This is a genomic window from Flavobacterium sp. SM2513, from assembly GCF_050908145.1.
GTDB lineage: Bacteria > Bacteroidota > Bacteroidia > Flavobacteriales > Flavobacteriaceae > Flavobacterium.
The window spans coordinates 678,353-703,966 of sequence record NZ_CP194228.1 but is presented as its reverse complement, the minus strand read 5'-3'; the positions used below and the strand labels follow the sequence as shown (position 1 = coordinate 703,966).

General features: G+C 35.9%; 10 protein-coding genes and 1 CRISPR repeat array. Of the genes, 2 read left to right on the top strand and 8 right to left on the bottom strand.

What is annotated here, in order from left to right:
* The first annotated feature begins 172 nt into the window (after window positions 1–172).
* Both ACQ5J2_RS02695 and ACQ5J2_RS02690 read left to right on the top strand, forming a co-directional pair.
* Window positions 173–4,546 (top strand): choice-of-anchor J domain-containing protein, encoded by a 4,374-nt coding sequence (locus ACQ5J2_RS02695; protein WP_432672148.1) that lies wholly within the window; start codon window positions 173–175, stop codon window positions 4,544–4,546.
* A gap of 479 nt (window positions 4,547–5,025) precedes the next feature.
* Complete coding sequence (locus ACQ5J2_RS02690) at window positions 5,026–5,430, top strand: XRE family transcriptional regulator (protein WP_432672147.1); 405 nt, start codon at window positions 5,026–5,028, stop codon at window positions 5,428–5,430.
* 518 nt (window positions 5,431–5,948) lie between these two features.
* Here the strand turns inward: ACQ5J2_RS02690 and ACQ5J2_RS02685 are convergent.
* From ACQ5J2_RS02685 to ACQ5J2_RS02650, 8 genes are all read right to left on the bottom strand, one after another.
* Complete coding sequence (locus ACQ5J2_RS02685) at window positions 5,949–6,845, bottom strand: IS3 family transposase (protein ID WP_432672146.1); 897 nt, start codon at window positions 6,843–6,845, stop codon at window positions 5,949–5,951.
* Window positions 6,845–7,156: a transposase gene (locus ACQ5J2_RS02680; protein WP_432672145.1), complete on the bottom strand. Its 312-nt coding sequence runs from the start codon at window positions 7,154–7,156 to the stop codon at window positions 6,845–6,847. Before ACQ5J2_RS02680 ends, ACQ5J2_RS02685 begins: the two co-directional genes overlap by 1 nt.
* A 68-nt stretch (window positions 7,157–7,224) precedes the next feature.
* Window positions 7,225–10,227: direct repeats of the CRISPR family, unit length 46 nt; unit sequence GTTGTGAATTGCTTTCAAAATTGTATTTTTACTTATAATTCCCAAC.
* A gap of 114 nt (window positions 10,228–10,341) precedes the next feature.
* The gene (gene cas2, locus ACQ5J2_RS02675; RefSeq protein WP_432672144.1) at window positions 10,342–10,689 is read right to left on the bottom strand and encodes a CRISPR-associated endonuclease Cas2; all 348 of its coding nucleotides are present in this window, start codon (window positions 10,687–10,689) and stop codon (window positions 10,342–10,344) included.
* The gene (cas1, locus tag ACQ5J2_RS02670) at window positions 10,682–11,578 is read right to left on the bottom strand and encodes a type II CRISPR-associated endonuclease Cas1 (RefSeq protein WP_432672143.1); all 897 of its coding nucleotides are present in this window, start codon (window positions 11,576–11,578) and stop codon (window positions 10,682–10,684) included. Before cas1 ends, cas2 begins: the two co-directional genes overlap by 8 nt.
* A 325-nt stretch (window positions 11,579–11,903) precedes the next feature.
* Complete coding sequence (gene tnpA, locus ACQ5J2_RS02665; RefSeq protein WP_432672142.1) at window positions 11,904–12,335, bottom strand: IS200/IS605 family transposase; 432 nt, start codon at window positions 12,333–12,335, stop codon at window positions 11,904–11,906.
* A gap of 264 nt (window positions 12,336–12,599) precedes the next feature.
* Window positions 12,600–16,679 (bottom strand): type II CRISPR RNA-guided endonuclease Cas9, encoded by a 4,080-nt coding sequence (gene cas9 / locus ACQ5J2_RS02660; protein WP_432672141.1) that lies wholly within the window; start codon window positions 16,677–16,679, stop codon window positions 12,600–12,602.
* A 1,094-nt stretch (window positions 16,680–17,773) separates the two neighbouring features.
* A complete protein-coding gene (locus ACQ5J2_RS02655) occupies window positions 17,774–19,342 on the bottom strand; it encodes a hypothetical protein (protein ID WP_432672140.1) in 1,569 nt (522 codons plus the stop codon).
* Window positions 19,343–19,707: 365 nt separating this feature from the next.
* On the bottom strand, window positions 19,708–25,224 hold the full coding sequence (locus ACQ5J2_RS02650; RefSeq protein WP_432672139.1) for a fibronectin type III domain-containing protein: 5,517 nt from the start codon (window positions 25,222–25,224) through the stop codon (window positions 19,708–19,710).
* Window positions 25,225–25,614 lie beyond the last annotated feature (390 nt).

Below are 25,614 nucleotides of genomic sequence, written 5' to 3'. Positions count from 1 at the left end.
TCTTGCTTGTAACCCTTCTTACCTCTTGCTTATCTATAATTGCCTTAGTAATTACTACAGAATAGTGTATAAAATAAGCTGAAAAGCTAACCTGAATCTCTTAAATTCAAAGGGCGAATGAACACCGTTTAAGAAAAAGTTCATTAAAAATCAATTAATAAATCAATTTCAAATGAAAAAAATTATTTTTATCAGTCTCTTGTTTTTTCTGGCTTTACTGAAAAGCTATGGACAAGTGCTTATTGGCAATGGAAATACGCTATCGGGTTTGCCGATTCAGACGTATTATGGTTATTCGTATTCGCAATCCATTTATACTGCTGCGGAAATTAATGCCAATGGCAGCATCAACTCTATTTCTTGGTTCTACGGTGGGCCCGAAGGAAGTAGCATCGGAAATAGTCAAAATCTTAAAGTGTATCTGGGACACACTACCAAGACAAGTTACAGTTCGGCCTCGGACTGGGTCGCTGCAAGTAGCTTAACAGAAGTATATACAGGCGGCATTACGATTAATGGTCAGGGATGGACTACAATTAACTTTGCTACTCCTTATGTTTACAATGGGTTGGATAATTTAGTCATTGCTACAGCTGAACTTCAGCCGGGTTATGATGCCAATGGCAATTTTTTTAAGTCGCAACCCATGACGGAAAATCGTTCTTTGTTGTACCAGAATGATGGGACACCTCCCAATCTTGCTACTCCGCAGGAGGGAAGCCTGCTGCAACTCTTGCCCAATATTATATTTGGTGGAATTGCTAGTTCCTGTCCGACTCCTTTCTTTTTGAACGCGGTAAACACTACAGATACGTCCGCTATTGTAGTTTGGGGTAACGGCGTACAAGACCCAAATGACAGCAGTGAGTACTACCTCTCAACGACTGATGTAGCTCCTGCCGCTGAAACAATTGCCACAGGAACGGCTACTACTTTAGCTATGATTTCCAACTTAAGCCCTAATACAGTTTATAACATCTGGGTACGGAATGTGTGTAATGGAGTAGCGGGAAGATGGTCCTATCCCACCACTTTTGAGACGGAATGTGCTGCAGTAACTGGTTTTGTGGAGAATTTTGATTTAACTGCAAACAACACACTTCCTTCTTGCTGGTCCGCTATTTATAGAGGTTCAGGAATATCTCCTTATGCGAGTATAAAAACGTTGCAAGGAGGTGCCTATACAGGTACAAAATCGGTAGTTTTTGCTTCGGCAGATTCGGGTAGCGATTCAGATATTATTTTAGTAAGCCCCAAAACGACGCTTGCAGGTAACAATAGCCGACTTCGTTTTCTTGTAATCGGAGCGCAAGGAACATCCTTTGTGGTCGGAACTTTAAATGGTAAATCAAATGCAGCCACATTTACTCCGTTAGCAAATGGTTTATTTGAAACCTATGGAGAATACACCGCCTACACAGTCGATTTGTCAGATTACACCGGCTCTGACACTTTTATAGGTATAAAGTTGAATACTACTTCGAGTTACAAAACGATGAAAGTGGACAATATTCGGCTGGAACCTAACACTACTTGTCCAGACGTTTCCGAAATTTTGATTGAAGCAATCCAGCCACAACAAGTTATGGTCAACTGGAATCCGCAGGGAACTACGGCTTGGGAAATGGCATATACCAACGTACAAGAAGTTACGAATCCAGCTGAATTGGCGCCAGTAACTGCTAGCGATTTATACCCCCAATTAACTGGATTAGTGCCCAATTCAAACTACAATTTATGGGTGCGCTCTGTCTGCGATACACAAAATGGTGCATGGATTGGTCCGATAAACTTCAGTACTCCCTGCATGCCTGTAGTTGATTTAATGGAAGATTTCGATTCAGTAGCAACTCCTGCATTACCTAACTGTTGGCACAAATTAGTTAGAGGCACCCAAGCAGTACCATCCATAAATATCATTTCAGTAAGTACCTCTTCTCTTACTCAACCCAACCAGATTTTGCTAGCCGCAGGTAACAATATAACGGCAGATACGGACATAGATATCCTGCTGATTTCTCCAAATTTAAGCACGGTCGCAACAGGTACGCACCGGTTGAAATTTAGCGCAAAAGGAACAGCGAATTTAGAGGTGGGTACCATAGACGGTATAGGAGTTACAGCCAACTTTACAGCATTGGAACAAATAAATGTCAACGCTGATTATAACGAGTATGTAGTAGAATTCTCCTCCTACCAAGGTCCCCATACCTATTTTGCAATACGAATCAACAGTACTGCCGCTTACCAAACTTCCTATATAGACAACGTAACATGGGAACTAAGTCCACTGTGTCAAGATGTATCAAATGTCACAGTACAAAGTGTGACGCCTACTACGGCAACCTTAGCGTGGACAAATAGCGATACCACCTGGGAGGTCGTTATAGGGAGTGCTACGGAAACAAATCCTTCCATTTTAAGTCCCGTTCTTGAAGCAACATCAAACAGCATAGAAGTATTGAATTTACTAGAAAGCACTACTTATAAAGCATGGGTTCGTACGGTTTGTGGAACAGAAAATGGTGCATGGATTGGCCCTATTTTATTCCAGACTGATTGTGCACCGGCAACAACTATCGATGAAAATTTTGATGCCAATGCCAATGTGTTGCCAAGTTGTTGGACTGCTATTGTCAGAGGAATAAGCACAGAAAATAGCGGTTCTGTTGGAGTAAATTCCTTTCATTCTTATTCGCAGAGTAATGCTGTTCAACTCTATAATGCTAATCAAACGGATACTAATGATATCCTATTAGTCAGTCCGAGCTTATCTAATTTGAGTGCAGGAACACACCGTCTACGATTTTATAGTTCGTATTTTTATCCGTCAGCAGTTCAAGTGGGAACGTTAGATTCTAATACACAAACGGCAACATTTACATTGTTGGAAGAATTTGTTATTGGAGCCAATTACACCGAATTTACCGTTAATTCTAATCAATTTACGGCAACTACCGATTCTTACATCGGTATACGTTTAAGCGCTATGGGGCAAAATTCCTACGCCTTCATTGATGATATAAGATGGGAGCTAGCTCCTATGTGCCCTACGCCCAATAATCCCGTGATTTCCGATGTAACAGACAGTGCGGCAAGTTTTACATGGGAACTGCCTGAAACCGGAACTATTTCTGAGGTAGCATACGGTGCCGCTGCATTAGAAAATGCGGAAGCAGCGATTTTATTGCCAACTACCACCGAATCAGTTGCTTATTTAGAGAGCTTAACGCCAAATTCCTCGTACAAAGTATGGGTTCGCTCTGTTTGTACTGAAGGAAACGGAGAATGGGTGGGACCAATAGTCTTCTCGACTAATTGTGTTGCCAACAATGTACTAGATGAAAACTTTGACAGTTTGACCACGCCTAACCTGCCCGATTGTTGGAGCAGTAGAACAGATGGGTCTTCTTCTCAATTTTTTGCAAGTGTTACAGGTTCTTCTATTACCGCCCATTCAGGCTCTAACGCCATAAAAATCACAAACAGCTCCAATGCAAATACGGAGAAAGTAAGACTAATTGCTCCACCACTAGACAACTTAGCAGCTGGAACACACCAAGCAACCTTTTATTTAAAAGGAAGTACGGATATTTCAGACATTCAGGTAGGAACGTTAACAAACTCTACAAGTACAGGTATATTTACAAATTTGGAAACCATTAGTGCTACAACCACCTTTACAAAAATTACGGTAGATTTTAGTAACTACACAGGTGCGGACTACTTTATTTGTATTTGGCATTCCGGAAATAATAACACGACGATTTATGTAGATGATTTTAAATGGGAGCCTATTCCTGCAGCATCCTGTGACGCTGTTAGTGATGTAAATGAAAATTTTGATACGACCACGGTCGATGCTGTTCCTGCCTGTTGGACAACTGTTTTGAGAGGGCCTACCGCTGCAACCAACATTGATGCTATTGGTGTAAAAGCTGGATTTGCAGGTGCCCCTTCAGCGCCTAATGTATTAAATATTTTCAAAGGGTTATCGCAGGTAACGGATGAACAAATTATAGTTTTACCTCAACTTTCTAATTTGAGTCAAGGAACACATTCGTTAGGTTTCCGTCATACAGGCCCGCCTTGTGCGATAGAAGTGGGGACAATGAACAGTACAGACGGTGTGTTTACTTTAAAACAAAGCGTTCCCGTAGGAGCAGAATGGACAGAAAGTACCGTTGATTTTAGTGATTATACGGGCACTGATACCTACGTAGCCTTACGTTTAAATGCAGGTGAAAGCCCATTTGTATCGATGTACCTCGACAATGTGACTTGGTCTCCTTCGTTAAAGACAACTCATCCGGCTTATTTTAAATTTGCGTTTTATCCTAACCCGGTTAAAGACAGGCTAAGCATTAGCAGTGAAAAAACCATCACACAAGCGGTGGTAACTAATCTTCTGGGACAACAAATGCAAATGCATACGTTCAATGCCACAGAAGTTCAATTGGATTTATCCACTCTTGCCAGCGGAACGTATTTAGTTCGGGTTACTGCAGCTAATGAAAATCGTACTTTGAAGATTGTTAAAGAATAGGTGCTTTTAAAGCATAAGTTTTGTTGATAAAAAGAGGTTGGAAGTGTGATGCTTCCAGCCTTTTTTTAATTATTAAAAACGGTCTCTGCACTACAGCATGTTGCAAGTTCGCCGACGGTATGAAGTAGGATGTCACATTCTTCACCAGTGTATATCCAAGCAAATGAACGGGTAAAGTCGCAAAAACACAAAGTACTCCAGGGTTCGCTTCAACAACGCATGTTCACTTCCGTTCGTAAAATGAATACCGAACTACTGAAGAAGAAAAAAGTAAAATAACATCCTGTACTTTTGGCCCATTAACGGTAAGAGTAAGGTGTTTCCTATTAAAAGTACTTTTAGTAATTCCTCTTTTAATGCTTACAAAGATAATTTACCAATTCGACAACCTATTTTACCAAATAATTTTTTAAATTTACCTTACCAATTGTAACCCAATTGGCTTTACCTTTGAAGTCCAACCCAATTTGATAAACACTATGGAACAGAAAATACACCAAGGTCGCAATGTGAAGCGGTTCCGCGAAATGTTAGGCATCAAGCAAGAGGCAATGGCCTACGCGTTGGGCGAAGACTGGAATCAGAAAAAAATATCGCTTTTGGAGCAAAAAGAAGCTATTGAAGCGGGATTACTAGGGCAGATTTCCGGAGTGCTGAAAATTCCTGTGGAAGCTTTTCAGAATTTTGATGAGGAGCAGGCTATTAATATTATTTCGAATACGTTTAACGACCAGTCGAACGGCTATAATTATTATCCTACTTTTAATGTAAATCCGATTGAAAAATGGATTGAAGCTGTTGAGGAAATTAAAAGACTAAATGCAGAATTATTAAAATCAAAAGAGGAGCAAATTAAAATGCTAGAGAAGATGATTTCAAAATAAGTAATTTGTAAAGTAATTTTTAGTAATAGTGTTTAACTATTCTTGAAAAGTTTTCCTAACTTTAAATCGTAATTGTAGCCCAATCTACCACTCGTTTTTTTAATCTAAAATTGTATTTTTACTTATAATTCCCAACGGATAATTTGTAAACTGAATACCTGATTTAGTTATGAATTGCTTTCAAAATTGTATTTTTACTTATAATTCCCAACAGATTTACTTTGTAATTAAACGAGGTATTAGTTGTGAATTGCTTTCAAAATTGTATTTTTACTTATAATTCCCAACATTTTGCATTGCTACAGCCCTCGTAGTGGTGTTGTGAATTGCTTTCAAAATTGTATTTTTACTTATAATTCCCAACACTTAAAGTCGTGAATGACTTTTGTTATATGTTGTGAATTGCTTTCAAAATTGTATTTTTACTTATAATTCCCAACAACAACAATATAAACAGCCTTTCCCCTTGTTTTGACCCCTATAAAACAAGAGTACTATTCTAAATTTCGGTTTTTTAATTAAGCGGTTAATTTTTTCATTACTATTAGATGTTTATCCGAGTTCCATTTCTGCATAGGAGTAATTCTTCCTAGGAGACCATGAAGTCGTTCATTGTTATAAAAAGACACAAATCGTTTCAATATCTGCTGAATCTCTCCAAAATTTCGATAGTCGAACCGTGAAAATACTTCCTTCTTCAAGATTCCATGATAAGCTTCTATATGAGCATTTTCTTCAGGTGTTGCGACATGTGTAAATTCTTGTTGAACACCTATTAATCCTAAATACTCACGGACACTTTTAGCTATAAATTGACTTCCATTATCACTCCTAATAACTACGCTTTCAGGGTAGTTATATTCGTCAAAAATTAGAGATAGTAGTTCTATAACGTGTTTTTGCTTTATATTGAAAGAAAAATAATCCTTTAAAATTCGTCGTGTATGAACATCAATTACAGATAACAAATAAGCATTTTTACCAACATTTGGCACCCACACCATTTTAATATCCATTTCTAAGCATTGCAAGGGTCTGGAAGTATAAACCTTCCTAAATTTCACAAACTTGCGTCCAGAACCACTTCTATTAATTCTGTTCTCGAGCTTTAAAAGTCCTTCCTCTTTCATAATTCGGTACAGTTTTTTGTGATTTATTTGGTAGCCGTCTCTATTTAGATATTTAGTCATCAACCGATAACCACAGTCTATAAATTCATGTTTTAAAATATCTTTAATAGACTTTACAACGTCTGATTGACTAACAAAACCACTGTTTTGATGGAACGTAACTTCCGTAGGATGATTACCCTTCTTACCAAAACTAGGTTTTCTATAGTAGCTACTAGTAACCATACCAACCATCTTTATTATTTTAGCCTTGCTACACTTATGCTTGTGAAAAATATAGTTCACTAAATCTTTCTTGGATCGGATGTCCCAAACTTTTTTTTTAAAAGCTCTCTTTGTACCTCTAATTCTATTTCTTTATTGCTCAGTAGCTTGCGTAGAATACGATTTTCCTCTTCTGCCTCTTTAAGCTCTTTGCTTTTAGTGTCATAGGTGACTTTTAAGCCAGCCTCGCCTTTGTGCTCATACTTCTTCTTCCAGTTATATAAACTCGCGGTACTCACGCCAAACTTACGGCAAGCTTCTACAATACCACTATCTTCTGAAGCTGCTAGTATTTCTAGCTTCTGAGCTAAAGTCCATTTCTTGTATTTCATATCTCAAATATATAATTTTGAAATTTAAAATAATACTCCGAACTATTAAGGGGCTAAACTACCCCTTTAGTTGTGAATTGCTTTCAAAATTGTATTTTTACTTATAATTCCCAACAGATTGTTACGACATTTATCTTCCTTTATGGTTGTGAATTGCTTTCAAAATTGTATTTTTACTTATAATTCCCAACAGATTAAGTTACATAAGTTCTGATAACATTGTTGTGAATTGCTTTCAAAATTGTATTTTTACTTATAATTCCCAACAACTTTGTAGGTATATCAGCTATTCCGTTAGTTGTGAATTGCTTTCAAAATTGTATTTTTACTTATAATTCCCAACTTACAAACAAATTAAAATGGGTTATTTATGGTTGTGAATTGCTTTCAAAATTGTATTTTTACTTATAATTCCCAACGTAGCAGTACCGGAAAAGTAACAGCCGGTAGTTGTGAATTGCTTTCAAAATTGTATTTTTACTTATAATTCCCAACTGCCTCCAGTGCTACATCGCGCAGAAACGGTTGTGAATTGCTTTCAAAATTGTATTTTTACTTATAATTCCCAACCTTTTCTGATTTCTGAATCTGTAATGCCGTGTTGTGAATTGCTTTCAAAATTGTATTTTTACTTATAATTCCCAACATTCTTAAAAGCGTTTGGAATCGGTAAGCGTTGTGAATTGCTTTCAAAATTGTATTTTTACTTATAATTCCCAACAACAATACATTTGTCTAGCTTTTACGATATGTTGTGAATTGCTTTCAAAATTGTATTTTTACTTATAATTCCCAACTAATGTGTTTTAATTAAGATATATACCACTGTTGTGAATTGCTTTCAAAATTGTATTTTTACTTATAATTCCCAACTAACCCCTCTACATCGTGAGTCCTATCTTGGTTGTGAATTGCTTTCAAAATTGTATTTTTACTTATAATTCCCAACTATTTCAGATATTAAAGCAATGACAGAAGAGTTGTGAATTGCTTTCAAAATTGTATTTTTACTTATAATTCCCAACTACATTGACAAATGGAATGCCGATTGACACGTTGTGAATTGCTTTCAAAATTGTATTTTTACTTATAATTCCCAACTACATTAACTTTAACGTATTGGAATGGCACGTTGTGAATTGCTTTCAAAATTGTATTTTTACTTATAATTCCCAACCAAGAGATTTTAGGTACACAACCGACAAAGTTGTGAATTGCTTTCAAAATTGTATTTTTACTTATAATTCCCAACAGGTAAGAATTTGTATACTGCTTTGAACTTGTTGTGAATTGCTTTCAAAATTGTATTTTTACTTATAATTCCCAACTCAACTACATTTCAAAATGATATTATTGGTTGTGAATTGCTTTCAAAATTGTATTTTTACTTATAATTCCCAACTGGTTCAATTGGAGCTTATACCACTTTAGTGTTGTGAATTGCTTTCAAAATTGTATTTTTACTTATAATTCCCAACTACATTAACTTTAACGTATTGGAACGGCACGTTGTGAATTGCTTTCAAAATTGTATTTTTACTTATAATTCCCAACCATTGCCTAATGGGGATTGGCTCCCTGTTGTTGTGAATTGCTTTCAAAATTGTATTTTTACTTATAATTCCCAACTAAATTATAAGAAATACCAACGCCGATGTAGTTGTGAATTGCTTTCAAAATTGTATTTTTACTTATAATTCCCAACATTCATATACCCATTTACCCCTAAAACTATGTTGTGAATTGCTTTCAAAATTGTATTTTTACTTATAATTCCCAACTTCATCATGTGCGTTAATCGAAATCACTTTGTTGTGAATTGCTTTCAAAATTGTATTTTTACTTATAATTCCCAACCCGAAAACAAACTAATCAAAGGAAAACTAAGTTGTGAATTGCTTTCAAAATTGTATTTTTACTTATAATTCCCAACTTAGATAAAGAAATCTAATGACAAAAGAAGGTTGTGAATTGCTTTCAAAATTGTATTTTTACTTATAATTCCCAACCAGAAGTAACTGCAAGCGGTCAAGTAGTTCGTTGTGAATTGCTTTCAAAATTGTATTTTTACTTATAATTCCCAACTTTAGAAACTTCACAAGGTCAAGAACAACTGTTGTGAATTGCTTTCAAAATTGTATTTTTACTTATAATTCCCAACTAACTTTGCTTTTTTTTGATTTACTTTATCGTTGTGAATTGCTTTCAAAATTGTATTTTTACTTATAATTCCCAACAGATTTTTTCAAAACAATAACGTACAACAAGTTGTGAATTGCTTTCAAAATTGTATTTTTACTTATAATTCCCAACTTTAAGGATTTCTTTAATCCAGAGTTCAATGTTGTGAATTGCTTTCAAAATTGTATTTTTACTTATAATTCCCAACATACTGTGGCTACATCAACAACACCGGTTAGTTGTGAATTGCTTTCAAAATTGTATTTTTACTTATAATTCCCAACTTTTCCTTTCCATTCTTCTGTTAGCGGGATGTTGTGAATTGCTTTCAAAATTGTATTTTTACTTATAATTCCCAACAGATTTTTTCAAAACAATAACGTACAACAAGTTGTGAATTGCTTTCAAAATTGTATTTTTACTTATAATTCCCAACAACATACATATTTTATACACCTCGTTTCTTGTTGTGAATTGCTTTCAAAATTGTATTTTTACTTATAATTCCCAACACGATTCAAGGCTTTGGAAACGTCCCTAAAGTTGTGAATTGCTTTCAAAATTGTATTTTTACTTATAATTCCCAACTGCCCACATATTTGTTGATGCAGATGCGGGTTGTGAATTGCTTTCAAAATTGTATTTTTACTTATAATTCCCAACGTAGACAGCGTTTTTAATGATGCAGATAGTGTTGTGAATTGCTTTCAAAATTGTATTTTTACTTATAATTCCCAACTACGGTAGTGTACTTGTATTTCGTGCGTCAGTTGTGAATTGCTTTCAAAATTGTATTTTTACTTATAATTCCCAACGCGTCTTTCTTCTTCTTTTTTGTTCGCTTGTTGTGAATTGCTTTCAAAATTGTATTTTTACTTATAATTCCCAACATACCGCGATACAATCGTTTGATATGTTGGGAGTTATGAGTTTATTAGAAATTGAAAATCGATGCTTAAATAGTGGTGAACTTCAGTTACTTGTACGTTTTTGAGATTCTAATTTTAAAAAAGTTCCAGTTGTTGCGAAGGTTTATTTGGTTCTACAGTTTTCTTTCCATAAAAAAGTTCCATCATTCCAAATTGTTTGTCGGTGATTTGCATTACCCCAATTTTGCCGTGTTCGGGTAAACTATTCCTAATTCGCTTCGTATGTACTTCGGCATTTTCTCGACTAGCACAAAAACGCATATAGATGGAAAATTGAAACATAGAGAAGCCATCGTCCAATAATTTCTTCCGAAATGCACTGGCAATTTTGCGCTCTTTGCGTGTTTCTGTAGGTAGGTCAAAAAATACTAATATCCACAAACTTCTATATTGGTTTAATCGGGTGTAATGTTCATCATACATACACAGGGTATAAAATTTTCCTTGCTGTTCCTTCGAAGCATTCGTTCAAAGAATGTGTTGTTCTGCTCATGGCAACCATCAATGGACTGTTCTTACCATCTATCAAGACATCAATGGTTGCAATATTTAATAACTGTTTTTTTATGTCGATAGTCAGTTCATCATAACAATTTTCGGTTTCCATAATGTGACAGACTATTAAATCAACATACGGTCGATACGGTTCCATTATATCATCAGCTAGACAATAAGCGTTGTATTTATTGCGATGAAAAATCCCAAGTGTAGGTAACATCCCAGAGCTTACAATAGCGCGGGCGGTTATGGCTCGTAAAATAGCGTACCCATAGTTGAGTAGGTTGTTTGGTGGAATGCCTTTTTGTCCTCGAGTAAAATTTTCAATAGTAATAAGATTCTGCCAATAGAATACCGCGGCTCTCGATTCGTGATTGAGCGCGTCTCCTGAGGTTACTTCCTTAGACCAAATCTCCATTTTGCGACAAGGAATTTCTTTTTCTTTTAGTAAGCCCGCTTGGTTCATTATTTTGGCGCTAATCGTTTGTTGCCATAAGTTTTTTTTGAGCGGGACAGAGGCATTAATTTGATTTTTAAATCGTTCGCTTTGCTCTGTATGACCGCTTAAAGGCATTAATAATCCGATGGGCAAATGGTATTGATTACAATTGATTAATGCGACATTATTATTGGTTAATTTTTCAAGTAAACCATTGGTAATCGTGATTTGTTGCTTTTCTAGAACAATGACACCAATATCTTCAATAGCTACTGTTTTAGTTTCTTGTTCTTTATCAGGATAAGAGATGACTATTTGCTCATTTTTGGTGCTCAAATACGCAGGATTGCCGAAGAAAAGGGTTCTTTTTATCATTTTTTTGGTTTTAAATTAATAATCCTATTTTAATGATTTACATTATCTTTTGGCTAAAGCCAATATGGAATGTTTTTAATGTTGAATGGGTTGAAACCCATTCCTATTGAAAATTTATATTGTCATCATTTTTAATATGGCTCTAGGATTAGACTGTATCCAGCTATTGAATTGCATCTACAATATTTTGAACTTTTTATTATTGAAAATGTGGACTGCCTACAGCTTTTGAATTGCCTCCTGCTTTAGCTGTAAGGTTTCAATTGCCTCCTGCTTTAGCTGGAGGAAAACAAAATGATATTTATAAATTGGCTTTAGCCAAATTCTATTCTTTTGGGAAATTATATTTAATCATAAATTCTTCATATTCTTCTTCAAAAGTTTGTTTAGCGTGATGTTGTTCCTGATTTTTGATATAATTCCGTACTTTATCTAACATAGATTCAGAAACTGAAACAGCAAAATATTCATCTTGCCATTCAAATTTATCTAAACACAATTTGTTTTTATTGATCCAAAACGATGATTCTCCTTTAATGAGTTGCATTGTTTTCTGGATAGTTTGGTCGGCCCCTAAAGAAACCAAACAATGACAATGATTAGAATACCCATTAACAAAATCAACAAATATTCCTTTTTCGGTGGCATTTTCTTTAATATGATACCAAACTTTCTGTCGTAATTCTTTATTGTCTAAAAAAGGGAATCTGTTTTTTGTACTCCACACAAAATGAATATAGGTTTTGATGTATGACATAATTTTTTCTTTTTAAAAATAGTTTGTTAAAGCCTTTTCTTTGAATTCTTTTTAGAATGGATTAAAACCCATTTCTATTAAAAAATTGATTTATATTAAACTATACTTTGTTAACTTTCAATTGCCTCCTGCTTTAGCTGGAGGGATAATAATTTATTTTTAATTTAGGCTTTAGCCAAATGTTTTATGGGCTAAAGCCCTCTTCTTGTGTTTGTATATTTTAGATTGGGTTAAAACCCAATCCTATTGAATCCAATCGTTTTATTAATATTCTCCTATTTGAACAATTTTACCTAAATGGTTGATTCGGACTTTTATTATCCCTTCAAAATGAGGTAAGCTCTTCAAAGATTTGTAAGCTATGTCTTTAAGTTCTTTTGAATCATTCAAGGTAGTTTCTAAATGATGTCTAAATACATAATCTCTAACAGATGTATTGCCATAATCTACTTTTGAAAACTTCTGGATACGAAATAAATTTTGACTTATTAGTTTATTATTAATAGGATTTTGTAAATCCATTTCATGAGGATTAAAACCATCAGATGGAAATATAAAAAACTCATTTTGCTTCATGGAAAATAGGAATTCCCAGCCATTCTTATGAGTTTTATTTATTGCTGATATTCCCTCTTTTGCTAGAGTTACCGCATCATAGAAGGAAACTACATCATCTTGCAGATTTCCTTTTTCGTCTCTGTAAATGGCTACATGATGATTGTTTCCAGTACTAACAAAATCCACAGGCATTGGTTTTCCTTGTTGATCCAAAATTTCCTTGCCCAAATGGTCTTTTTTAGTATGTAAAGCCTGCGCATTGCTCACGCCACTGATCGTAACCCGTTTTATCGCAATTCCTTTTTCTTTGTTTTGCCAAATTGGGTTTTCGTCAAGATTTGAGAAAGCTTTTTTAGGATCATTGCCAAAGTCGGCTAAACGGTTTTCTAAAATAGTTTTTAAACCAGTGTCCATTACTTTAGCAATACTTTTTAAATCCTTAAAATTATCGGGTGTAATGTCTTTTCTAATCGTGTAATTGTCTTCTAGCCAAACTAATTTAACTTTTTCGGGAACAGTAATGTTATCTTTTAAACTAATGTAGATAGGTGTTTTTGCCAATGAGTTTTTACCTGTAAAAGCTTTCTTGGGGTCGTTTTCATTCTCTTCCAATCGTTTTAAGAGTGCTTCACGGTAGGCTTTATTAGCTACTTTTGCAATATGAGCCGCTGTAAAGTTGGCGTTTACTTTCTCTTCTTTGGTTTCATAACGCTGTAGTTTACCATAAACCGTTTCTTTATGCAATTGACCTCTTGGCGTTAATTGTATTTTTGTTTGCGTTCCTCCGCTTTTTTTTGTTGTGTTTTTATTTTTGGTTACTACTTTGTTTTTGGCTTTGTACGAAATCAAAATACTTTCAAGTTGTTTTTTAGCTTCTTCTCTAAAGTTCTCCATCGGAGGGATGAAACGCAACTTATTATTTTTGTCTCTTTTTAAATATTTCGCTTCAATACCAATTATAGAACCAGAATTTTTATCACCTTGTGTTTTTGCATTCAAATTGTTTAAATATTGAATGTAAGCAGGTTTTGTGAAAGCAACTGTAATCGCATCCATGGCATGATGGCGGTGGTCGTTTCTTTTAGTCCAGTCTTTTATTTTATATAGGCGTTCTCCATTTTTGCCTTTTTCTTCATAGGTTAGACCCAGTTTTTCGTATTTCTCCCAATTAAGCTCTTTCATAACATCTACTAATTCCCAATCATCACGCAATTTGTCGGTTACACTACCAATAGTTGCGGTCACATTTCTAGAAACTTCGAGTAATACTTCTTTAGCCTTTTTTGCAATATATTGGGTTTCTCGTAACTGACGGTCAATAAAACCTTCGGGAATTTCATTGTCTGCCATCAAAAGTTTGTTTTGCTTGGTGCGACTTATTTTACCAAACAAACTTTTTACTCTTTTATCAAACTGGTCAAAATCTTCTGCAGATAATTTTTCTTGTAAAAAAGAATAAGCAGTTTTATTACTTTTATCAATATTTAGCTGGCGTTCGCAAATAGTTTTATTTGAAAAGCTATCATCAAATAATCGTGATTTTGGAATGATATGTTCAATATCGTAGTCTTTGGTAAACAATCTTGAAGCTTCAATGGTTTTGCCTGTATATATCGAAATTCCTTCTGTTTCTTTCCAAAGTTTGTATCTTATAATATCGTTTCTAGTTACTCTAAGAATTCCAAATTCGGTACGGAGTAGTTGTCTAATTTTGTCGTGTTCGGCTGTGCTTTTATTGATAGCCTTTGTCATATCACTTCTTTGCTCGTTGTTTGCTTTTAACTCCCGAGCCAGTTCTACTCTGATTTCATCCGGTTTCCCCATTTGTGGGTCTGCAACAATCGCATTGATTACATTAATCATTTGGTTGAGTATTTTCTCAACTACTGGATTACGTAGACTATTCTTTTTTAATAATTCAAGTGTGTCTTTTAAAACACGATCATTATTTTGCTCGGTAGTTAATGAGGAGGAGTGATTGTAACCGCTCATTAAACAAGCTTTATCGTAAGTATGTCCATCCAGCAAGTGAGGTAATATTTTTTTTATAGCTTTGGCACTCAAACTACCATAATCAGCTTGTAAGCTAATATTCAATAGATAAGTCAGGTGGTTTTCTTTGAAACCAAATTTGTTTTTTAAGGTTTCTTTCAATTTATCATCATCTTCCGCGGCATATAATAAGTGCCAGAATTGGTAATACCCTTGTTTATCAAAATCATTTCCTTGAATTTTTGGGTCAAAATCAAGTATAGCTGTACTGATTCCTAAATCAACAAAAGCAGATTTGAAAATTTGTTTGATATCTGATGCATCTAGTTTAGAAAAATCCAATTCGTCATAACCTTCGAGAATTAAAATTTTCTCAAAAGCTTTAAAAATTTCGGTATTAGTTCTGTTACCTTCTATTTTTTTGAAATTGGCAGAATGTTTTCCTTTTTTTAAATCACAAAACGCCATCATTTGCACATCGGTCATGTTTTCTTTAAACAGGAGCTCTTGTGCAATTATGTTTTTTAATTCTTCGTCTAAAACAAAAGGCTCTTTGGTCATTTCGTTCTTAATAACAATGTTATTCAAATTTTGCCAAATTCTAAAATCTTGAAATAGAGGTGATGATTTTGGAATAGCTTTGTGGCCTTTTTCAAACTCACAAAAGCTAACAAGATGCTTCTGAGATTTTAATTTTCTTTGGTAGAAAATCGTAATATCTCTTACTTCTGTTTTTAGTTTATCGGTTAATTCAGGATGAAATTTTGCTTGGGTTTCCCAAATTTTCTCAAATTCATCTAAATAATCTTGTCTATAAAATACCTGGTTTTTTAGTTTATTATGTGCATTTTCTTGTAGTTGTTTGTATTGGTATTGTCCAATAGTTTCTTGATTAAAATACAGTTCCTTGCTTCGGTCACTTATGGCTCCTAAATAACCACTTGATTGATTAATTTGATTGTTAATTTCAGTAATGATGTAAGCTAGGATTTTTAAATCCAGTTCGCTAGTCAATGCTTCAGACCTCCATTTGTAATGTTGTAGTTTTATTTGGTCTCTTGAACCTTTATTTTCAGCAAGTTCAATTTTTAAAGTTTTGGTAAAATGTTGTGAAGTTAATGTTCGTGTTTTTCCTTGAATATCTTCCAATAATTTTTCATTCATTTGTTCCGAATGAAATTGATTTTGAAAACGGACAATTCTCTCTAATTCTTTTTGTAAATCAGAACGATAAAAATCAGGGATAAATTTTCCCTCTTTCAAGAGTGAGTTAAAAACCCATTGCCCAGGAGTTAAATTGTTTTCAAAGATTTCTTTGGCAATTTTCATTCCGTCAATTGCATCGCCTTCATCCGCAGATTTTGCTTTACGACTACTTTTATATCCTCTTTTTTTGTTGAGCATTAATAAAACTTGCACTAATTCTTCTTTGCTTACTTCTTCAATAGCTGCTTTTGCCCGTATTTGATACGATGAAAAAGTACTATTCGAATCATTTTCAGCATAAACAAAATAAGTAGGAATAAAATTTATTTTAGAAAAAATGTCTAATAATGCATTTCTTCTCAATTTAAAACGTTGCAAACTTCTTCTCGCTCCACGTTTTAAAGTTCTGTCAGCGTTTATCGAAATGGTGTTTCCTTTTTTAAAGTCAGCTTCTTCATCAGAGGTCAACGGTACAATGCGAACCCCTGTATTTACTATTGATGAAGTTTCATTTTCGTTTTCGGCTTCATTGATAAATGACCATCCTATTGAGGTTGTCCCTAAATCCAATCCTAATATTTTCTTCATTTCTGTATGTATTTAAGTGATAGATATCGTTTTATATGTTTTTTTGCTAAATATAAATATAAGAAAATTAACATCCTTACGGGAAACCGTAACCCAACAATAGAAATAAAGTTGTATTATTGCAGTACAATTTTGAAGCAATTCACAATAAGGATTATTCCGTTGTGAAAACATTCAAAGCGGCATCCTTACGGTTGTCGCTTTTTTTATAAAATTTAATTTAAAGAAGTTAAAAGTAAAATTTCAAATATTAAAATCTAGTTCAAGTTTACATTATTCTTCTCCAGTTTTCCAAATTCTGTGCTCGCTCTTCGATGGTCTCTGACCTCGAAGCACACTAAATGGCAATTGAAAAAAAGTATGTTTTGTGGAACATAAACCTTCAAAAAGGGCTAGAACCAAAAGTATGTTTTAGGAATTAAAAGGGAATTTCTTTTTCAAATAATAAATGGTGATAAGCCAGAAACTCGAAAGTGCCTTTTAAAAATGTATCTTCAAAATGAATTTCAGGTGATGAAATTCAACGATGCTTTATACGATTCTTCAAGACAGCATTATTTCTATAATATATTGTTGAACAATTAGTTTTTTCAAATACGACTTACGAGCTATCAGAATTTGTTTGTTTTTACCAGATTGATTTTATTTTCGATTAGAATTACTTTAAAAATAAAAAAAAGCAAACAAAATCGAGTGTTTACGCTATCTGTTTTCATTTTTATTTTTTATTTAGAAATTAGATAGGTTCTATTTCTTTTCGCGCCAGCTGATTCTATTTGTTTGTCATCTAGCTAATAGATTATCTTTTTAATGTCATCTTTTTATACTTCAGACAATCTTTACCTTCAACACCAATAATTGTGGATTAAACTTATTAGCAAAGTACACATAACTTCTGCCCTGAGGAAAAGTCGGTTTTTTAGATAATAGCTTTTGTAATGTTTGTTTTTATCTTCTATACTATTGATATTGACATGGGTATTGTTCTAATGGGAACAGTTATTGTAAAATCCATCCGTTTTTTGCAAAAAGGATTTTGTTATTGCAAAATAAGGAGAAAATTTGCAATAAGAGATTTGTTGTTGCAAAAAACATCAATCCTCCTCAGTTTTCTCTACTAGTACATTCAAAATCTGCTCCATAATTTCTAATTCGGCATTATCAACCCTATTAGACCGATGCGCAAAACGAAGATGGGCATCAATGTCTTTGTAAAATTGATCACTTAGTTGATTGAACAAGAATTCCATTTTCTCCAACTTGGGATTACTGTACACCGCCAAGTTCCATAAAGAATAAGTACACAATTGATTGGGTTGGTAACTGAAAAGTTGTAAGTACAGATACGTCCGCAACAAGTGCGTAAACGCATAAGCAAACAACAGATAGAGTGCTTCTGTGTTTTCCGCACTTCGATGCGCAAGCAGCATTTGAAATTGTTCAGAATAGCGTCGGGCTCGAGGTTGTAAAATACCTAAATCACTATAATACACAGTATGCGATGCCTGCCAGTGCAGCATCGGATGAAAGGAATCAGAAGTATAAATGCGGTTTTCGGGTTGTATAATCCCTTTGAAAAACGTTTGCAAGGAAAACAAATTATCCTGTATAAAATACCGACTGTGAGCAATCGCGACAACCGTACATTGTTTTTGTGTCACATCGGCTACGGACTGCTGAATCGACAAGAGCTTATCATTTCCTATGCCCTTTCCGAGCAGCAGCACGTAAAACAGAAAGTGTGCGGCCGTTTTCTCGGGTACAGCTGCTGTTTCTTTAGTATGGAATAAGTAAATTTCTTCTGGCGAGGCAATTTTAGTGATGACTCCTATTGCTTGCCCAAGCAAGGATTCTTTCAAATCGACCTTCTTAGCCACCACACCACCTACATAAGGAAAGTGTATGCCCCTTTTCATGATCTTGTAACGTTGCTCCACTAGCACATACAAGGCTTCGGCTGCTTGTTCAAGGGCAGGAAGCATATCGATGTCTAAATAAAGTTCGCCATCGGCGGCACCAGGAAGTGCCGCTGCTTCTACAATTTCGATGAGGCAATACTTCTTCGCACTCTTTTTAACAAACAAACGTTGCAATTCCGGCAGATACAGCGTTAAGTAGGCAATCCGCTCGTGTAGGTTTTGGTCTGTAACAAATGGACTGATATACAAGCCTTCCAATTGATGGATTAGGGTGCTAAAAATAGAATGATAAGCCAGAAAAGCATTGACATCCCCTCCCGCCTTACGATGCCTTCTAGCTTCAGTAGACAATAGGTCGTAATCGTGGAAAAACGCATTTTTGGAGCGGCGGAGTTTTTTTAAGAAAGATTTCTTTTCAATAGTGAAATGGGACTCGTGATTGTAGTCTGGATTTTGATAGATAAGGGCAGAGGCCTCATAGTAATAAGGTACGAAGGGGTTACCACGCTCCGTGCAATATTGCAGCCGACTTGTTCCCGCAAAGTGCAGCAACACTTCTTTTTTTGCATGCATCTTTTTAACCCATTTTAACTTGCTAAATTGTACGGCTTCGTGGTAGTTGGCAGTATGGACAAGCAAATGACCAGGGCGGTTATTGTGACCCGGGTGGTAAAACACTTGTTGGATATGAAAGTTTTGAATTAAATGCGGCAATTGTTGACGCAAGCATTCGTCTTTGAGCATCAGAAACGGAGGGAGTAGCATTCATAAGGACCTTATTTTTAAATTCAGTCTCAAAGTTCTGCTGATCAATTCTTCTGTTTAAGTTATTCAGGGAATAACTTATGCCGTTTTTGGGAATATTTTATTCAATTGGGTGGGTACAAAGATGACATACGCATCCATTGTCAATGTAGATACCGTACTTTAACAAAACGAGAACTACAGCAGCAGTAAAGTACTGTTCGAAAAAAATGGAATATTATTTAAAATGCTAGAGAAAAACCTAAGAAGGTATTGTTTTCTTAAACAACAGAAACTCCCAAATGGGCCATAAAAAAACCCTAGCTTTGATAGCTAGGGTTTTAAAAAATAAGTAAGGATTAAGATTATTCTTTAATCACTTTAAGGGTTTTTACGCCAGTTCCGGTAGTTACTTTTATCAAGTAAGTTCCTGAAGCCAAATGCGACATATCTACTTGTCCTTTCGTGGCTTGTAACGATTTTGTGAGTACTTGTTGTCCCAATAAATTAAACACACTAACATCTGAAATGTTTTGAGTATAACTTAAGTTCAACATGTTTTTTACTGGATTCGGATACGCAGTAAATGAATCACCTTCAAAAGGATTAGATGATAAATTTTGCTGAATTATGATGTTGTCAAGGTACAAGTAGTACTGATTAGCATCAGAGTAGGCCTGGAAACCGATTACATATTCACCGCTTGTTGCAGGAGTAAATGTAGTGCTATTACTCTGAAGCGTTCCTTGTTGAATCATCGGATGATCTGCAATTTCTGTAGTCATCGCTGTTGCATTAGCAGAAGTACCGAAAGAAACCCTCAGTTTTTCAAACCATGTTGCTGTACTATTGGTACCGTAGTTGTACGATATAGTATAGGTAGTGCCGCCTACTAAACTTAACTTATTGGTATAAAACCATGCATTTGCTGGACTTGAATTATACGAATAAGATAAAACTTTTGTAGTAAAGCCATAACCTGGAGCAGCTTGTGTTTGCCAAATAGCTCCAGTACCTGCATTTTCAACAGCAGTACAAGAAGGTAAATTAGGAACAGTTACTGATTCAAAATCAAGAGTGTAAGGCAATGTAGAGGCGAGACAATTAGTAGTAAATGTACCCGCATCTGACCATGATCCAATATCCGTTCCACCACAAATACTTCTTACGTACATTTTGTAAACCGTGGCACCCGTAAGACCTGATAAATCAGCGGTTGTGATTCCTGCCGCAACAGTACCAGAAGCAACCGTTGTTTCCGTTGGCAAAGTTACTAAATCAGTAGTATACAAATATGCGTAACCATTGGCAGTACCAGAAGTAGTCGCAGCCCAATTCATCGTTGCCGAAGTCACAGTAATGCTAGAAGCAGTTGGAGCAGTCGGAGTAGGACATGAAGGGGTTACTTCTAATTTGAAATCATCAAATCCAATGTACCAAGGAATGGTAGAAGGCTGATTTACTTTTACAGCAAAGTAATACGTTCCTGTGGCCGTAGGCGTGAACGAATTATTTACTAATGAATAAGGTTGAACAGTAATAGAACCTGGTCCAGCAGCCGTTATCGTGCTTCCTAGTGGAGTAGCACCAGTACTATGCTGTACCGTATTGAAATATACATCAACCGTCCATCCGCTGTAACCGTCACCGGCCATATAGAAACTGAAATCATAACTAGTCCCTGCGCTTAATACAAAGCCAGGAGTCCACATATATTCGTTTGTGGCTGAATAAGAATCGCGTAAGTAACGCGTTCCTGTACGAGGAATAACATAATTATTGGTTGCCGAAGTAACAAAGTCTCCATTTTCTTCTACCCAACATGGGGGATAAGCCGTTCCTGTAGTTCCTTCAAACCCTTCTGTCCATGGAAGTGCAGCGATGGGCACACAAGCAGTTTCAAATGTCAATGGACTTGAATAGATACCTGTTTCTGCACCGCAATTAGCTCTAACCCAAACATTATATGCAGTGGAAGGCAATAAATCTGAAAGCGTTGCTGATGGTGTAGAAGATACATCTACTGGTGTTAATGTAGTTGGATCTGTAATGGTTGCCAATCCATAAACATACTGCCAATCCGTTTCTGAACCACCCGGGGACCAAGAAAAAACTGCTGTAGTCGATGTTGAACCATTAAATTGTATGGCATTCAAGTCGGGACAAGATGGAGCCATTTCCCACACCACATCATCGATGTACATGGTAGCAGTTCCTCCCGTAAAACCAACATTTCTAAATGCCATATATGTTATTCCAGCAGGAACATTGACAGGCATGTAAGAAAAACTGGCGGCAGTTGCTGCTGCAGTTCCTGGTAATTCAAATGAAGCTAGAATTTCAAAAGAAGTAACATCATCGCTGTCTGTAAGGTAACCTATTTCTACAGATTTATTTAGTGTTGAAGCATACGCTTTAAATTTCAATCGGTGCGTACCCGCTTGTAAATTAGAGACAGCGGGCATTATTGCCATTGATACTGTCGGGGTAGTTCCACTGGCAGACATATACAAACGATTTGGGGGTGTTCCAGGAATTGCTCCTCCAGTACTAATATAAGTCGATCCATTTCCTGCTTTTTTCCAACAATCAGGTAATGGATTAGCTGTACCCGTAGCATAAGAATCAAAATTTTCTGAAAATGCTGTAGTACTTTCACAATCGGTTTTAAAGGTAAATGGCGTAGACCAGTTTCCTAAAGCACCCGACCCACAATTCGAACGAATCCAAATTTTGTAGGTAGTATTTGAAGTAAGGTTGGTAATGGATGCAAAAGGATTGTTAGTAACATCCGTTGGTGTCAAAGTTGTCGGGTCAGTAACAGTACTTTCTGCATATACATATTGCCAAGCCGTTTCTGAACCACCAGGTACCCACGTCACATCAGCTGCAGAACTAGATAAAACAGTAGGTTGTACTGCTGTAATATCAAAACAGGCAGGCAGAGGTTCCCAAATCACATCATCAATATAAATAGCAGTAGTACCAGTAAAAGAAATAGCGTTGTTTCTCAAAACAAGCGATTCAATACCAGCAGGTATAAATTCGGGTGTGTAAGTAAGATCTGTTGCCGAGGATTGAGCCGTTGAAGGTAACGCTAAGCTTTGTAAAGGAACAAATGAGTCTGCCATTCCCGCATATTCATAATAGCCTATTTCAATTTCTTTTCCTGAAGTAGTAGCATATGCTTTAAATTTCAAACGGTGTGTACCAGCTTGTAAGTTGGAAACTGGTGGTAATACAGCAATCGAAGTTGTAGAGGTCGTAGCGGACGCATACATATACAATCGGTTTGGAGCTGAATTAGGAGTGGTGCTTCCCGTATTTACATACGTAGTTCCTGTGTTTCCGAATTTCGTCCAACAAGTGGGCATAGGACTCGCAGTTCCAGTAGCGGAAGAATCAAAATTTTCTGTAAAAGCGGTTACTGGAGCACAAGTAGTAGTGAACTGCGTAGGGTTTTGAGGCCAATTTCCGAAATCCGTAGTACCACATTTTGAACGAATCCAAAAGTTGTAGGTAGTGGCAGCTGTTAACCCAGATATCATTGTTGTAGGGTTATTCGTTACAGTTACCATGCTACCCGTTAATGTTGTAGGGTCTGTCACAGTTGATTCAGCATATACATATTGCCATGCTGTTTCTGATCCACCCGGTTCCCAGGTTACCGTTGCCGAAACACTATTAAAATCAGTCACAGTGACGATAGCAATATCAGAGCAAGCGGGTACTACTTCCCATACAACATCATCAATATAAATGGTAGAAGATCCTGTAGGGGCATTATTTCTAAAAACCAAATTAGAAACTCCTGTTGGAACGCCGTACGGTTCAACCATAAATTCTTCAGCTGTAGCAGCAGTAGTTCCGGGTAAATTAAATTGTTCTAAAGCTACAAATGAACTGAGGTCAGTTAAATTTTGAAGATAACCGACTTCTATAGTCTTATTAGTTGTAGAGCAATACGCTTTAAATTTTAAACGGTGTGTTTCTGCTTGCAAATTAGACACTTGTGGCATTATAGCAAGAGCTTCAGTTGGTGTCGTTGCTGTTCCATTTGCTAGCATGTAAAGTCTATTAGGTGCTGTTCCTGGTTCTGCACCTCCTGTAGTAATATATACCGTTCCATTACCCGCTTTTTGCCAGCAATCTGTAAATGCAGCAGTTGATCCAGATACGGAAGAATCAAAGTTTTCATAGAAATCAGTTACAGGACTACATTGCGTAGTAAATAATACGGGTCCAATCCATGCTCCAAAACCACCAGTGGTACAGTTTGAACGTACCCATGCCTTGTAGCTCGTTGATGGAAGTAATCCCGTAACATTTGCAGTTGTAGTCACAATATCTACAGGAGTAAGAGTGGAAGGTTCCATCAAGTCACTAGTTCCGTAGGCATATTGCCAAGCTGTTTCTGTGCCTCCTGCTAACCAGTTGATGGTAACAGTAGCATCAAACAGATTAGTGTATTTTATCTCTGTAACGTCCGGACAAGTAGGGATAGGCTCCCAAATAATGTCATCGATGTAAATGGCAGTTGAACTTTCATTAAAACTTCTCAAAACCAAGTTTTTAACACTTGTAGGGACATCAAAAGGTTCCACCACGAATTCTCCAGCAGATGAAGCCACGGTACCAGGCAAATTAAGAGTTTCAAGTAGAACAAAAGTGGATGCATCTAACAAATCCGTTTGATAACCAACTTGTAAATTTTTACTTGCCGTAGAAGCGTAGGCCTTGAATTTTAACCGGTGTGTGTTGGCGGAAAGATTGCTAAAAGCAGGTGAAATAGCATGAATAAATGTGGTTGCACTCGTATTTAAATAAAATCTATTGGGTGCGGAGCCAGGTGAAATACCTCCTGTAGTAACATAAGCCGTACCGGTACCAATTTTACTCCAACATAGGGGCATGGAACTAGTACCTGTAGTATAACTATCAAAGTTTTCTACCAAAGAGGTAACCTCTACACATTGAGTGGTAAATGCTTCGGATACTTTCCAAACACTTTCATCATCCGTCCCACAATAAGCACGAAGAAAAACTTGATAAGGTGTCGCAGGATTTAAAGCTGCAATGCTTAATTGATTCGTTCCAATTGTACTGGTAGTGGTGGGGATGCCAGAACCTGCAGGAACAACGGCATATTCCCATTGTGTTTCTAATCCACCAGCAATCCAATTTACTGAAGCGCTTGTAGCAGTAATATCAGAAACAACTAAATTAGTAGGTGCTGGACAAGCAACTAAATAATCAAAACCAATCATAGGTCTTCTGTAATTACCAGAAGCTAATGTTGCAGGTAAGACACCTGTCGTATTATTCGTGTATTTAGTGGTATTACTATTTTCAGTATCCACACATGGAGAATTATATTCATACTCCCAGGCAATTAAAGCACTTGCTGTAGCGTTCGTATATTCGAAGAAAACGGCTAAATTTTGTGTTCCTGAATATAAAAAATTGGTGCTGAATGGAAATGATTTCCATCCAACGGAACTCCCCACAGCGGTAGCGGGATTGCTATCATATACTAAGACAGCACCTGTGGTAGCAGTAGCCCAATCTAAAGCTCCCGTACCAAAATCAGTAAATGGTACTTCTTTTAGGTAAACCCTGTAATTAGGTGTGCCTGCCATACTACCTGTAGCCGTTAATCGGCTAAAGTAAACACTTGTTAATGTTTGCCCTGCCAAAGAAACCAGTTTGGAGGATTGATATACAACTGCTGTTCGGCTGGTTGCATTTGCGGTAGCTACTGAGTACATTGGCCCGTAGGTCGTTGTACTCAAAGTTAAGGCACAATTCTCAATGGTAAAAAGTTGTGCTTGCATTTGGAGACATCCAAACAGCACAAAAAGCCAAAAAGTAATTTTTTTCATATTTATAAATTTTGAAATTATCGGCTAAATGTAAATAAATTATTGGATTATTAGAATCGCCATTTTCACCTAAAACGAACAAATGGACGCTTTCTAACAAAATTATCTACGTAAGTTGTAAAATAAACAAATATGAAGAAGCGTTATAGATTTATTAAATTCTAAAATACTCAAAAAAGTATAAGGAATAAAAGGTGTCCTTGAAAATTTGAACAAGAAAGGTGTTTTCACGCTATTCAGACAAAAAAAGGAAGTATTTTGGATTAAATATTTGTCTTCGGTTTAAGTTTTGGGCAACTTAAATAGGGTATAATTTTATAAAAGCAAAGGTTTGCGTACCTGCCGAATGAATTGCTCTTAAATACTAAACTCCGTTAGCAAAACCAGTCA

Bases quoted from the DNA above. Each gene is read 5' to 3' on its own strand.
- ACQ5J2_RS02690 (WP_432672147.1), top strand. From the start codon at position 5,026: ATGGAACAGAAAATACACCAAGGTCGCAATGTGAAGCGGTTCCGCGAA.
- ACQ5J2_RS02650 (WP_432672139.1), bottom strand. From the start codon at position 25,224: ATGAAAAAAATTACTTTTTGGCTTTTTGTGCTGTTTGGATGTCTCCAA.
- ACQ5J2_RS02695 (WP_432672148.1), top strand. From the start codon at position 173: ATGAAAAAAATTATTTTTATCAGTCTCTTGTTTTTTCTGGCTTTACTG.
- cas1 (WP_432672143.1), bottom strand. From the start codon at position 11,578: ATGATAAAAAGAACCCTTTTCTTCGGCAATCCTGCGTATTTGAGCACC.
- ACQ5J2_RS02680 (WP_432672145.1), bottom strand. From the start codon at position 7,156: ATGAAATACAAGAAATGGACTTTAGCTCAGAAGCTAGAAATACTAGCA.
- tnpA (WP_432672142.1), bottom strand. From the start codon at position 12,335: ATGTCATACATCAAAACCTATATTCATTTTGTGTGGAGTACAAAAAAC.
- ACQ5J2_RS02655 (WP_432672140.1), bottom strand. From the start codon at position 19,342: ATGCTCAAAGACGAATGCTTGCGTCAACAATTGCCGCATTTAATTCAA.
- cas2 (WP_432672144.1), bottom strand. From the start codon at position 10,689: ATGTATGATGAACATTACACCCGATTAAACCAATATAGAAGTTTGTGG.
- cas9 (WP_432672141.1), bottom strand. From the start codon at position 16,679: ATGAAGAAAATATTAGGATTGGATTTAGGGACAACCTCAATAGGATGG.